10 protein-coding genes are annotated in these 13,408 nt (G+C 42.4%); 6 read left to right on the forward strand and 4 right to left on the reverse strand.

Annotation, left to right across the window (positions count from 1 at the left end):
* Positions 1-597 precede the first annotated feature (597 nt).
* From AC6I8Y_RS09600 to AC6I8Y_RS09610, 3 genes are all read right to left on the reverse strand, one after another.
* On the reverse strand, positions 598-999 hold the full coding sequence (locus AC6I8Y_RS09600) for a hypothetical protein (RefSeq protein WP_252015015.1): 402 nt from the start codon (positions 997-999) through the stop codon (positions 598-600).
* Positions 1,000-1,022: 23 nt separating this feature from the next.
* Complete coding sequence (locus tag AC6I8Y_RS09605; RefSeq protein WP_498020037.1) at positions 1,023-2,294, reverse strand: oligosaccharide MFS transporter; 1,272 nt, start codon at positions 2,292-2,294, stop codon at positions 1,023-1,025.
* Between the two features lie 348 nt (positions 2,295-2,642).
* The gene (locus tag AC6I8Y_RS09610) at positions 2,643-3,650 is read right to left on the reverse strand and encodes an Ldh family oxidoreductase (RefSeq protein WP_498020038.1); all 1,008 of its coding nucleotides are present in this window, start codon (positions 3,648-3,650) and stop codon (positions 2,643-2,645) included.
* 442 nt (positions 3,651-4,092) lie between these two features.
* Here AC6I8Y_RS09610 and AC6I8Y_RS09615 point away from each other — a divergent pair, with 442 nt between their 5' ends.
* The 6 genes from AC6I8Y_RS09615 to AC6I8Y_RS09640 all read left to right on the forward strand — a co-directional run bounded on the left by AC6I8Y_RS09615 (position 4,093) and on the right by AC6I8Y_RS09640 (position 11,951).
* Positions 4,093-5,175, forward strand: a complete 1,083-nt coding sequence (locus tag AC6I8Y_RS09615) for a glycoside hydrolase family 117 protein (RefSeq protein WP_498020039.1) — start codon at positions 4,093-4,095, stop codon at positions 5,173-5,175.
* A 143-nt stretch (positions 5,176-5,318) separates the two neighbouring features.
* The gene (locus AC6I8Y_RS09620; RefSeq protein ID WP_498020040.1) at positions 5,319-7,121 is read left to right on the forward strand and encodes a glycoside hydrolase family 2 TIM barrel-domain containing protein; all 1,803 of its coding nucleotides are present in this window, start codon (positions 5,319-5,321) and stop codon (positions 7,119-7,121) included.
* Positions 7,048-7,770, forward strand: coding sequence for a DUF4982 domain-containing protein (locus tag AC6I8Y_RS09625; protein ID WP_498020041.1), 723 nt, complete (start codon positions 7,048-7,050; stop codon positions 7,768-7,770). Before AC6I8Y_RS09620 ends, AC6I8Y_RS09625 begins: the two co-directional genes overlap by 74 nt.
* Positions 7,771-8,195: 425 nt before the next feature.
* The gene (locus tag AC6I8Y_RS09630; protein ID WP_498020042.1) at positions 8,196-8,486 is read left to right on the forward strand and encodes a DUF2799 domain-containing protein; all 291 of its coding nucleotides are present in this window, start codon (positions 8,196-8,198) and stop codon (positions 8,484-8,486) included.
* A gap of 297 nt (positions 8,487-8,783) precedes the next feature.
* The gene (locus AC6I8Y_RS09635) at positions 8,784-11,153 is read left to right on the forward strand and encodes a glycoside hydrolase family 2 protein (protein ID WP_498020043.1); all 2,370 of its coding nucleotides are present in this window, start codon (positions 8,784-8,786) and stop codon (positions 11,151-11,153) included.
* A gap of 102 nt (positions 11,154-11,255) precedes the next feature.
* On the forward strand, positions 11,256-11,951 hold the full coding sequence (locus tag AC6I8Y_RS09640; protein WP_498020044.1) for an IclR family transcriptional regulator: 696 nt from the start codon (positions 11,256-11,258) through the stop codon (positions 11,949-11,951).
* Between the two features lie 356 nt (positions 11,952-12,307).
* Here AC6I8Y_RS09640 and AC6I8Y_RS09645 read toward each other — a convergent pair whose 3' ends face one another.
* A complete protein-coding gene (locus AC6I8Y_RS09645; protein ID WP_498020045.1) occupies positions 12,308-13,321 on the reverse strand; it encodes an IS110 family RNA-guided transposase in 1,014 nt (337 codons plus the stop codon).
* Between the last annotated feature and the right edge of the window lie 87 nt (positions 13,322-13,408).

The raw sequence follows: 13,408 nt of genomic DNA on the forward strand, positions 1-13,408 counted from the left end.
AACTATGACAAGGCCACAATAGAGCCAACTCTTAAACGACCATGTTCAAACTAGGTCTAATCTTACCGTTGAACCGTCTGTAATACCGTGATCCACCGCACATCAGTGTAAACGTTTACACATTGATATGCAAAATTATGAAGCTAACACTAGCCTTCACTGCGCCTTTAAGTGCTTTTTATTACAAAAGTATGAAAACCCCTAGAAGAAGGTGATAACGTTTACATAAAAATAGAAATGACTAAGTAACATCCCTTCTCCGTCATTTTCGCCATAGTAAAACCCTACAACCTAAACCTGCGACCATAGTTCAATCAAAGCGGGAGTAGGCATGTGGCGCAGAGTCAAATTCAGTGTGACAACATAGGTCTTCACTGAGCTCGAAAAATCAAATTGGGATATGAAGTATGCACTGAAAAAACAATTTAAAAAGAGCGTCAATGAAGACGTTCTGGTTGGGATTCTTAGCGTTTCGAGCAATTTTTGAAAGAGCTCACTCTGCCTCTTGGACAAGACTAGTGTACAAGAGGCAGCCGCCATAGGCGGTTGTTTAGGAATGACAATAAAAGGGGAATCGTGTCCCCAGTTATGAACAAGTTAGAAACTTTGATGAAATGCAACGTTGTTTTTAAGATTAATTATCTGTTTCAGAACAACATCTTCTGGAGCATCTCTCTTATATTTAACTGAATCTTTTGCATCCATAAACAGACTAAACACTTCATATCCATGATTTGTAGCTGCTTGATAAAAATAATCCAAATCACTATTTTTTGAAAACGAGTTGGTTACAGCGATAGTTTCTATACCATCTCGCATTAAATTCAACACAGACTCCCTACAATACTCATCAGCATGAACTTTTAGTTTCTCGTCATATTTGTTTTGACCATATCTTGCATAATAATCCCAACAAGAAACAACATTATCACTAATCGTATTGGCAAACTCAGTTTTACCGGTACCAAATGGACCACGAACAATATATAGAATTTTCATAATTACTCCTCCATGATTATGATTTACGCTGTGATAGGTTCTTCATTTGCTTCTTGATTTTTTGCTTTCTTCGGCCCACTTAATGTAAATAGTGCAAGAATAGTCGCGGCAGCAGAGAATACACCAAAGTAGATATAACTCATTGGGAAGCCATACGAGTCGTACATCGTGCCCATCACTGGTGCAGCAATCGCAGTCATTAAGTTATTGATTACTTGGAAACCGAACATATAGGTGAAGGAGTTAACTTTCTTATCAAACTGTTCCGCAATATAAGCAAAAACTGACACGATAAGTAGCGGATTGACAATACCAAACAGTAGTTTTGCTACTATAGCGAGGTAGAGATTTTTCTCACCTAAGCCAGCGAAGCCAATCATCAACAAGAATGATGTGATGCCAACCGCAGTTAGTATTAGGCTTCCTTTTGCACCGATTTTCTTAATAATAAATGGTACGCCAGCACTAACTGCAAACAAGAATATTGCGGTAATACCATCCATATTTGAGCTAAACGTAATACCCTCTTCTTGCGTTGGGAAGAAACTGATGAAGTAGCGAGTAAATTGTGACATTGATGTCCAAAAAACAACAGAAATCGTTCCGGCATAAGTCATGAATGCCCACATCTTTTTGTTTTTCAAAAGCTTAATAACATCTTCTTTCTTGATTTTCTCAGCCGATAGAACGTCATTGTCGACTTCGTCCAAGTGACGCACTCGCAATGAGAAAGCAAAGAACAACATTAGCAATGCCGCAACACTACATGCAACAAAGATAAGGTCTGGGTTAATGTTATATAGGTATCCCGCTAGAATCGCAGATGCACCCCAAGCAGCAATACCAAAACCATTTACCAAACCAAAGTCATTGTTGTGGCAACGTGCAAATCGGTCTGAATAAGAAGCAATAACCCCACTACCTGCTTGGAACAACATTCCTAAATAAATCGAACCAACGATAATCCCAGGTACAAACGTAGCTTCATTACTTAATAACGGACCATATACGTAGATATAGAATGGCCCAATTAAAACACTGAGAACTGAAATAAAGTACAGTAGGTTTTTCTTAAGACCTAGTTTATCCATGATATAGCCCATGACAGGTTTAAATAAAACCGCTATACCTGTTTGTAGTCCAAATAATACACCTATTTGTGAACCATCAATACCAACTCTATCATTCAGCCATACCGCGAATAGCGAACCTGAACTCAAAGACCAAAAAAAGTTGTAAAAAAAGTACATAAGACAAACTTTGCCCATTGCTACTTTATTCGAATCGGTTTTCATATTTACTCCGTCATATACCCAAACAGTCACTACTTCGACTTGTCAAAAATTTCTAAAGCCAATTTTATAGTGTTAAACACAAGCAGACAGTGACAGGTGTAACACTTTGGAACATTGGACCACACTAAACTCATATTTGGTGAACCAAACATGCAAAGAAGTTTACCTATTTTGAGTTTATTGAGAGCAACTCGAGAAAAGACAATTTATAGCCAACTCAACGGGTGACCTTTTGTATTGGTAACCGACGCACCCTGGAAGAATTAAAAAGCTGAACACTAATGACATTACATAAAAAAAGGCGAACCATGAAATACAAAGTTCGCCTCGTCGCAATAATAACGGATTCTAACTATTGAGAAACTCGTATACCCCCGGTGCGACAGGAATTCCACTCTCCAGACATTCAGATTTGTATGCAACTTGCGGATCGTTTGGCGCAAGCACCTTGTCAAATCCCGGCGCTGGCTTAACTTGTCTTAACTCACTCACCATAGAGGCCATCGATTGAGCAAACAAAGGCGTTCCGAATTGTTCAGGATTGATCACAATAACCAAACTAGCCAACTCACGCATCTTATCGTAATCACTGTACATTCCAGTAATGTTGTTACCATATTTAGCGCCCATAAGGATCCCAGTCAATGCATCAATAGCTAAAGCGATACCAGAGCCTTTGTGACCACCAAAAGGCAGTAAGTTTTCTACCTTGTGCGGATCAGTTGTTTGATTACCTTCAGCATCAATCGCGACACCTAACGGAATTGAACTACCCGTTTCTTTTGCATGCAACAACTTACCAAAGGCAGTGGCGCTGGTCGCCATGTCAATAATCATAGGATGACTATCCTGAACGGGAAAACCAAACGCTATTGGGTTAGTTCCGAGAAACCGACCAACGCCACCATGAGGGGCCATACAAGCATCCGTTTGGGTCATGCCAATGCCAATCATTCCTGCTTCAGTTACCATATTCATAAAATAAGAAAGTGCACCACAATGTGAGGCTTTTTTTATACTGACAAACCCAAGCCCAGTATCCCTGGCCATATCGATCGCGTATTGCGTGGCAGCAGCGAGTGCAGGATGCCCTAACCCATCGTCGGCATCGAATATACCAACAGAAGGTGAAATTTTTTCAAAATGATGAGTCGTCATTGGGTTTAAGCCACCAGCGTTAACTCGCTGGCAGTAATGCTCTACACGCATTACACCATGAGAATGAACACCTGTTAGGTCAGCATATATCAGCACATCTGCAACGCAACGTGCGTCCGCAGCGGTAAAACCTGCTTCTAAAAGTTTTTGAGTTGCCATTGCTCTCAACTCTTTTTCTTTTACCCTAACTGTCGTCATATTTACCTCTTAAACCTGATGTTGGGATCGCCTAAACGTTTTTAGAACTATTCATGTCTTTCCACGGGCCAAACCCACACCTGGTTGACCAATACCTTCTATTTATAATGAATAGTTGAACTAATTTCAGTGATAGTAATCACAAACAACAAGAATGCAACGCATATGGCCAACCAATTGATCGAAATATGTTCAACACTTTATACGAGCATCGAAGTGTAGGCATTTTTGTGGGGTAACGCTAATCTGGAATATGCCGCCTCCTGCCATTTTATCGCCGATGCTCACTTTTAATCCCTTACCAGGCTGCTGCCTATCACTTTCTAAAACACTAATTTCGTGCGCACTGTCACGCAATGCATCAGTTTAAGATACGACTTATTGCACCAAAATTAAAATTGGTTTACCTTTCTAAAAAATAACATGATTCTCAGAGGTAAATATGGACAATTCAGGGAAAAAGCTCAGCCTCGCTAGCCGTCGCGCTATCGAATTGGGCTATGACAAGAAAGGCCCGGAATGGATGGTAGAGTTCGACGTTATCGATTTGAAAGGTGACTTTGAGTTTGAAGATGGTGTGATTAGACGAGACCCAACGGCCGTCATTAAAGCTGACGGACTATATCACTGTTGGTACACGAAGGGCGAAGGCGAAACACTCGGTTTCACAGGCAATATCGCCGATAAAGTGTTTCCATGGGATCTCACGGAAGTCTGGCATGCAACGTCTGAAGATGGCATCACGTGGAAGGAGCAAAGACCTGCCATACAAGCGGGAGAAGCCGGTCAATACGACGACCGCGCCGTGTTTACGCCAGAAGTGCTTGTCCACGACAATAAATACTATCTCGTATATCAAACTGTAAAATCTCCTTATACCAATCGCCAATACGAAGAGATTGCAATGGCCTGGTCAGACAGTCCATTTGGTCCTTGGACTAAGTCTGAAGCACCGATTCTGAGCCCTTCGAAAGATGGCGAGTGGCTCGGTGACGAAGATAATCGATTTATCGTGAAGTCAAAGGGAAGTTTTGATAGTCATAAAGTTCACGATCCGTGTTTAATGTTCTTCAACGATAAGTTTTACCTATATTACAAGGGTGAAACAATGGGCGAAGAGATGAATATGGGTGGGCGAGAGATAAAGCATGGTGTTGCGATTGCAGACCACATTCTAGGTCCATATATTAAGTCAGAGTACAACCCAATAACGAACAGTGGCCACGAAGTCGCGGTATGGCATCATAATGGCGGAATCGCTTCTTTGATTACGACAGACGGTCCAGAGAAAAACACGATTCAATGGGCAAAAGACGGTATTAACTTTGAAATCATGTCTTATATAAAGGGAGCACCGGAAGCATTAGGCATTTTCCGCTCAGAAGAACAAGAAGATGCCTTGACGCCTGGACTAGAATGGGGCTTGTGCCATAAGTACGATCCATCATGGAATTGGAATTTCATTTGCCGTTACCGTGTTAAACGACAGATACTCGACGCAGGCACATTCCAGAACAGCAATTAATCTAAAAATTATAGCAGCTACATCGTATCATCTCCTGACAGCTTGGAGATGATACGTTTTTTGTCAATTGCCATTAACTATTTAATATCATTACGCTTACTCCAAGCGTAAAGGGAATATTGACCAAATATAAGGCTATTATTATGCCAAGGAAAGAAGTTTTATTTAATGATAATTGGCAATTTCTCTTAAAGAGTACACCAAACTTCTTAGCAGATGACTGGCAATCGGTTCGATTACCGCACGATTGGAGTATCACCTTACCATTTTCAGCGGAATTAGATGGTGCAACAGGTTATCTTCCAGGTGGAATTGGTTGGTACAAAAAACAGTTCATAAATCCAAAATCAAGCCAACAACAAAAAGCCTTCCTAGTTTTCGACGGGATCTACAACCATGCACAATTATGGTTAAATGGTACACATCTCCATATTCAACGCTACGGTTATTCTCCGTTTATTATTGACATCACAAAACACTTAGAGGGTGACAATGAGCTACTAATAAAAGTCGACCGAACGCGTTACATCGACAGCCGTTGGTATACCGGATCAGGCATATACAGAGATGTGCATTTAGTGGTCACTGAAGAGTCTCATATCGCTTTATGGCAAAATAGAATCACGACGCCATTAATTAAATATGATTCTGCTGAAGTTAATCAAAATGTCGCGATTGATTTTTCATTATCAGACATTGATAAAACGGCGACATTGGTCTCAAAAGTATTTGCAGTAGACGGACAAGAACCCGTATCGGTGTGCAGACATCAAGCGATTATTGAAACCGAGTCCGAAGAATACAATCTCACCCTACCCGTAGAGAGACCTAGACTCTGGAGTACAGAATCGCCCTATCTCTACACCGTGTTATCAGAGCTTTATGTTGATGGTGTCTTGCGCGATACCACCGAAGAAAGATTCGGCATACGAAGCTTCAACTTTGACCCGGTTGAAGGGTTTTCATTAAACACGAAACCAATGAAAATTCAGGGAGTATGCTTGCATCATGATGGCGGTATTGTAGGAGCAGCTGTACCACGAGAAGTCTGGCATCGTAGATTGCTCGCTCTCAAAAGTGCAGGTGTTAATGCTATCCGAATTGCGCATAACCCCGCATCAAATGAACTGCTAAATCTCTGTGACGAACTAGGTTTACTCGTACAAGATGAACTTTTCGATGAGTGGGATTACCCTAAAGATAAACGCCTCAACATGGGCGAACAACACAGTGACTATTATTCTCGCGGCTCCTATGAGTATTTTCAAGAAGATGCAAAAAAGGATGTAGAGAACACCATATTGTGCCACCACAACCATCCATCCGTGTTTATGTGGAGTATTGGCAACGAAATTGAATGGGCATACCCTAGAAATGTTGAAGCAACAGGATTTTTCGATCCAAAATGGGATGGTAACTACTTTTGGAGTCTTCCACCGAACTCTCCATCTCAGATCGCGCATGAGCTAAATACGTTACCCAAGCATCAATATGACATTGGTCAGACCGCTCAGCGTCTTGCTCGTTGGGTTAAAGCCATAGACCCTAATCGACCAATCACCGCCAACTGTATTTTCCCATCAGTCAGTTACCTTTCTGGCTATGCTGATGCTCTCGATGTAATAGGCTATAGCTATCGACGTGTCATTTACGATTATGGTCACCAGCACTACCCTCACCTGCCAATTATTGGTAACGAAAACCTACCACAATGGCATGAATGGAAAGCTGTTATTGAACGTCCATTTGTTTCCGGGCTTTTTCTATGGACAGGAATTAATTACTTAGGCGAGTCACACAATCAATGGCCTACAACAACGACCAACAGTGGGTTGCTCGATACTGCGGGATTTAAAAAACCAGGTTACTTTTTTGTTTCAATCGCTCTGGACCAAGACACCTCTAACCAAAATTTACACCCACCGATCCAAAGACAGCCACCTTAAGATAGATAAGGCGAGTTACTCGGCGTATGAAGGTGATCCCCATCAGTGGGAGCAAAAATTATGGTCGTGGCATGAAGTAAAACAACACTGGAACTACGATGACAATGAATGGGTCATTATTGAGGTTATTTCCAACTGTCCTAGTGTTGAGCTTTGGGTGAACGATATCTCATATGGTGTACGTCGCTTAGACAAACAGAATGATCGCATGTTGCGTTGGGCTGTACCTTTCTCGTCTGGCGTTATTAAAGCGATCGGCAAAAACAGTGACAACTCGATATGCGTTAACACCATCGCCACGGCTCATGAACCACATTCCATTAAAATCACAGAGGACGTGGTTTCCAGCAGCGATCAAGTAAAACACCTAGTGGTATCACTCATTGATCAAAACGGTGTGCCAATTGTGCATAAAGATACGAGCTTTACACTCGACCAAACAAATAACCTCGATTGGTTAGGCAGTGATAATGGTAATGTGCAGAGTCAGACGTGCTTCTCGGATAAAAAACTAAACACGTACCAAGGTAAAACGTTGTTATTAGTACGCACTCAAGTTCCAAACGAAGATTGGTCCTTGTCAGTACGACATCCAGTTCTTGGTCGTTATACTTATCATTCAAACTCATCAACAAAAAACAATCACTAAAGAACATGCGGAAAAGTACTCAAGTCTCTTGCTACTTGACTATATTCATCCACCAACTTTTCCGCATTTTCGCAACGTCCTGAATTAACGATAGATTATCTCCACACGTAGCATTCGCCTTTCACCTAGCACCTGCATAAATCCAAGTTACTGGTTTTCCTCTTTTATTGATAGTTTAATAACTATTACCAACTTGTTCGCACCATCAGTCGTTTTGGCGTATCAATATCGAACTAAAGTACATATTAATCAACAACTTGAACTATCATGTTTTTGTTCGATACTTTAGTCATACCAAAAATAAATAGTTTTCGCAGTGGTTTTAGAGGCTCGGGAGTTTTGTCTATAGACATTATCTAGGCCTGCCATCAGTCACCTACGGGTCGCACCCGACCACAGGTGAGCATAACAATTGGAGTGTCACAATGAGAATAACATGGTTATTTGCTGCTTTGGTACTTGGTGGGTGCTCAGCATCACCTGATATGGCTGCGAACGAAGAGACATGGAAGCAATACGGATATGATCAATCTGTTGTAGGGCTCTATCCTATGTCAAGCGAACAGATAAGCACGCTTTCAGAGGCTAACAAGGCAGCTTACAAAGAAGGGTACAACATTGGACGTACAGACTACTGTAGTTGCGCGCCCGTAGTGAAAAGAAAGTACATGAACGACCACTACGGAAGGATCTGCTCTCAATACCAAAAACTATAATCATCGAACACAATAATTATAGGTACTCCCATTCATTGGATGCAGCAAGCCATTCTGGCGTGATGTATGCTCATCCATACCCGCTTCCCCAGATTTCAGCACATTCCCCCCTAATTACAATACCGGCAATATCTTTTTCATAACCTGACTTTAATCGTTTTTAGGATCCAAAGATCACCCCTAACCACTCTGTTGATCTTTTGTTTTGCTACTCCTCACATAACCATCAAAAAAACCTACCTTTGTATATTCCAAAATTTATACTTGAATTAAGAATTTATATATGAAGGAATGATAATGACTAGACGAGTTCAAGACCTAAGCGGATGCCGATGGCAAATGGAGCGAATGAGACCTGGACAAGGTAAAGAGGAAGGGTTGCATCTTTTGCCTGCCGAGTACCAAGGTACGACTTTTAGTTGGAATTTCGCATCTGTACCCGGAGATGTTTACACTGATCTTTATCGAGTTGGCGAACTTGAAGACCCTAATTTTGGCCGAAACATGCATCGAGCTAAGTGGGTTCAAGAATACGAATGGTGGTATCAACGCCGCTTCGCTATCGATAGCGCGATGAAAGGTCAGCAAATAAGGCTAATTTTTGAGGGTGTAGATTACAGTTGTGAAGTTTGGCTCAACGGCCAGTTTCTCGGTAGGCACGAAGGCATGTTCTCATCTTTCGACTTTGATATTACTGACATCGTAAGTTACGAAGATTGGAGAGACGGTTCTAATAACCTGATGATAAAATTGGATCCACCACCAAAAAACTACCGTAATTGTGGTGGTAAAAAAGTCAATTTTTCCGGGGATTACTTCTCAGGTTTAATTCCTTTTGGTATCTGGCGCCCCGTAAAAATAGTGGCTACGAATCCGGTCCACATTGATGACGTTCGTACCGATGTAACTTTGCTTGATGACAACACCGCAACAGTACACATTGAAGCTGTTATTAAAAATGGTAGTAATGATCTCAAAAGCCTGTCTTTGTCATCCGTAGTGAACGGAAAAAACTGTGAGACTGCGACATACACTGACCTGCTATCAGTGTCACTCTCTCCGGGCCAGAACATAGTAAAAACCACCATCGTCGTAGAAAATGCTCAACTATGGTGGCCGTGGGATATGGGGAAACCTAACCTCTATCAGCTGGACGTATCTTTGTTAGAAGCAGACACTTCTACTCTGGATACATTTTCGGAAACCATAGGACTAAGAGAAGTCGAGATGGAAATGAATCCAGGGTTCACAGCTGAAGAAGTTGAGTTCCCATGGACATTCAAGATCAATGGTAAACGCCACTTTCTTCGCTCAGCTTGTTGGGGTGGTCAGCCCTCGTTCTTCTATGGACGCAATAATAACGAGAAATACCAGCATCGATTGAACCTCGTCAAAGACGCCAATATCAATAACTTGCGAATCTTTGGCTGGCATCCGCCAGAAGTGCCTGAATTTTATCGTCTTTGCGATGAACTCGGAATCACAGTATGGACAAACTTCTCTCTTGCAACACAAGCCTATCCAAAGGATGAAGAGTTTATAGAGGGTGTCCTACACGAGTGCCATCAAACCGTTACGCAACGCAGGAATCATCCGTCACAAATTTTTTGGATGGGTGGAGAGGAAGTCTTCTTCTCTGGTGCGCATGAAGAAAGTGGCAATAAAATATTGATGGAGCGAATCGGTGAAGTGGTCAATGCGGCCACTAATATTCCCTACGGACTTGCGTCTCCGTTGAGCTCAGAGTCAGCAATCAATATGGGGTTCAAACCCAAAGAGTCGATGCATGCAAACGAACATTACTACCAGGGTGGCGCGGGGTTCATGGAGGAGTATTACCCGTCACTTGACTGTGCGATCATCCCAGAATTAACTGCAGCGTCATCGCCAAATGTCAGTAGCTTAAAACGGTTTATTCCGGAACAAGAACTATGGCCAATGGGACCTAGCTGGGCCTATCATTGGGCTGATATTGATATTCTAAAAAATCTCAACTTTGAAGTCTTCAACGACTACAAAATGGACTCACTCGAGCAGTTTGTCGAAGCAACACAAATTGCACAGGGTACCGTGATTCAATTTGCCCTAGAACACTATCGCCGACAAAAACCAAAAATGAGCGGTATCGCGATTTGTCACTTTATTACCCATGTGCCTGATATCAAATGGGGTGTGGTCGACTATTATGGTGAGAAGAAACGCTCATTTGAATACCTAAAACGCACCTATCAGCCGCTTTTACCAAGTCTTGCTTTCAAAAAGAGACGCTGGGAAGCTGGTGAGGAATTCAACGCAGAGCTGTGGGTTGTCAATGACTATCAACATGAGTTCAGTAATTTGGTTTTAGAGTGGCAGGTCAATTATCAAAGACAGCCGACAGGCAGAGAAGATCAGATACAAATCACTGTAGACCCAGATTCATCGGCGTTCTTTACCAACGTAAGCTGGGTGTTGCCACAGGATGCTGATGGCACATTTGACGTCGAATGTATCATTCGTAACGAAAACGGAGACACAGTTTCGACAAATAGCTACAAGCTTCTCGTCGGCAATCAAGACCAAGCTAAAAAACAAAGTCTGAGTTACTTAGCTGACGCAAAGAAAAGACTCGAAAAGCACGGGCACGGAGTGTATCGATATTGGCCAGAAATGTGGCATATAGATTAACTTAAGACAAAGGGTTGTAGATTGAGGAGCTTTCAAGCTCCTCATTTTGATCCCAATACAGTAAAGTACATAAAGTGTAATTAACCTAACTAAGTATCGAAGATGACGAACAAATATGCGGTTCCAGCATTAGATAAAGGATTGGATATTCTTGAGCTTCTTGCTACCCAAGAATCCCCACTGTCTCAGGCGGAAATTGCCTCTGCCCTTGATCGTAGTAGCAACGAAATCTATCGCGTACTGATAGGACTTGAGGCTCGCGGTTATCTGAATCGAGATCCTGATTCAGGTAAGTACCTGATGTCTCTTAAGCTTTATACTCTGTCTAGGCAGATATCACCGTTAGATCGAATTCGAAGGCATGCCCTGCCTCTAATGGAAGACTTGGCGTTTAGCTGTGGGCAGTCTTGTTACCTGTCTATGTTGTATCAAAGCCAGTCTATGGTTATCGTCAATGCAAATAACCATGGTCCTATCACTCTCGCTGTCGCGGAAGGTGTTCTTTCAACCCCCTCTCAATCCGCAGCAGGTCATATACTTCTAGCCAACAGTAAAGCGTCCGTCCAAACGATGATTTTAGATAGAGATGAAGATTTTAGCGCACTAACAAAAGGAAAAAAAAGCGCTTTTCGAGCAATGCTGACGCAAACTAAACAACGCCAATTTTCTACGGCAGAATCCCCTTTCCTTCCTGGAATAACAGAGATTTCAACATTAATCGGGGAGTCTGAGGGGGGAAATAATTGGAGCACTGACGGTTCCAGTGTTGCCAACCAAAGCAAAAGAAGAATCAAGTGAAGCGCTTAAAAATGCCATGATGAACACGGCGAGACAGATTTCACTAGAAATAACTCATGGATAGCATGGCTGTCTCGAGACCATCAACCAATTTTGTACACCAAAATACCACCCATAAAAATGTATGGTCCGCCCCGTTATTGCAACTACAATTTAGTAATAACGGAGTTGGTTTGCGCTAATGTATTCGGAGTCCACGTTGGGAACACTAACTTCCCCGCTCCACGATGATATCCGCGCCAGATTATCCTTAAAAAACCGAAAGCATTTAATGCTATTTTTTATGACAGGTTACTAATCTGGCCGATTGACCGTTTTTGTCATCACGTTCATTGGCGTTGCAAACTTGGTTATGGCTATGCAGCCTGAAAAGCTTGGCGGTGGTACAACACCGCCCAAGCTATTCTTGCCAGCTTGTTGGCAAGTGCTACTAAAACCACGTTAAAAGGTTTCGTTGCTCGAAGATTCACTAGCCAATCTCCAAACACCTTTCCTGTAGTTTCTATCCTAGAAAGTACGGCCCGAGCGCCATGAATAAATAGAGTCCTTAGGTGTTTATTCCCTCGTTTACTCATGCCTAACAGCTTAGACTTCCCCCCTGTTGAGAATTGTCTAGGGACTAACCCAAGCCATGCTGCCATCTCTCGCCCTCCGTCAAAATTAGAAGCTGAACTGATGTTCGCTACGCACAACGTTGCCGTTAAATCACCGACCCCTGGGATGGTCTTCAGCAACTCTGCACTTTCATTACTTATAGCGATGCTTTTCAACTTTTGGTCTTGCTCAGAGACTCGGTCATTTAAGTACTTGTAGTGTTCATGAATCGAGAGAAGTTCAGCAATAAGACTTTGTGGCAATTCAACACCTTGCTCCGCTAACCATTGAAACAGTGCTTTCATCTTCGCATGCCCTTTAGGGAAGCTGAGTCCAAATTCGAGTAGCACTGCACCAATACGACTCATACACGCGGTTCGCTCTTTTACATAGCCTTCTCGTACACGATGAATAGCAGAGATGACTTGAGCTTCTTCTGATTTAACCGAGACAAATCTCATGGTTGGTCGACTGGCGGCTTCGGCTATCGCAGCTGCGTCGATGAAGTCGTTCTTATTGCCTTTGACATAAGGCTTTACATATTGAGGCGGGATGAGACGAACTCGATGCCCAAAGGCTTGGCACTTTCTTGCGAGCCAGTGTGCACCACCGCAGGCTTCGAAAGCAATCGTTATGTGTTCGAGTGCGGATAAGAAACGCAGGAGTTGGCTTCGATTAAACTTACGGCGAATAACTTCCTTTCCAGAATAACTATTACCTACTGCATGAAAGCAGTGCTTACCTAAATCGATTCCTAAAATGTGGATGGTAGACATATGGTTCACCTCGTTCTGAGAGCCTACTCTAAGCGTAGGGGCTTAAGAGTGAGGCGGACCATATAATTAAACCGCCTAATGAGACTA

This window comes from Vibrio sp. KUL78 (assembly GCF_059725505.1).

Coding starts and splice junctions, on each gene's coding strand:
- AC6I8Y_RS09610 (WP_498020038.1), bottom strand. CDS start 3,650: ATGACGACAGTTAGGGTAAAAGAAAAAGAGTTGAGAGCAATGGCAACT.
- AC6I8Y_RS09605 (WP_498020037.1), bottom strand. CDS start 2,294: ATGAAAACCGATTCGAATAAAGTAGCAATGGGCAAAGTTTGTCTTATG.
- AC6I8Y_RS09600 (WP_252015015.1), bottom strand. CDS start 999: ATGAAAATTCTATATATTGTTCGTGGTCCATTTGGTACCGGTAAAACT.
- AC6I8Y_RS09620 (WP_498020040.1), top strand. CDS start 5,319: ATGCCAAGGAAAGAAGTTTTATTTAATGATAATTGGCAATTTCTCTTA.
- AC6I8Y_RS09630 (WP_498020042.1), top strand. CDS start 8,196: ATGAGAATAACATGGTTATTTGCTGCTTTGGTACTTGGTGGGTGCTCA.
- AC6I8Y_RS09615 (WP_498020039.1), top strand. CDS start 4,093: ATGGACAATTCAGGGAAAAAGCTCAGCCTCGCTAGCCGTCGCGCTATC.
- AC6I8Y_RS09645 (WP_498020045.1), bottom strand. CDS start 13,321: ATGTCTACCATCCACATTTTAGGAATCGATTTAGGTAAGCACTGCTTT.
- AC6I8Y_RS09640 (WP_498020044.1), top strand. CDS start 11,256: ATGACGAACAAATATGCGGTTCCAGCATTAGATAAAGGATTGGATATT.
- AC6I8Y_RS09635 (WP_498020043.1), top strand. CDS start 8,784: ATGACTAGACGAGTTCAAGACCTAAGCGGATGCCGATGGCAAATGGAG.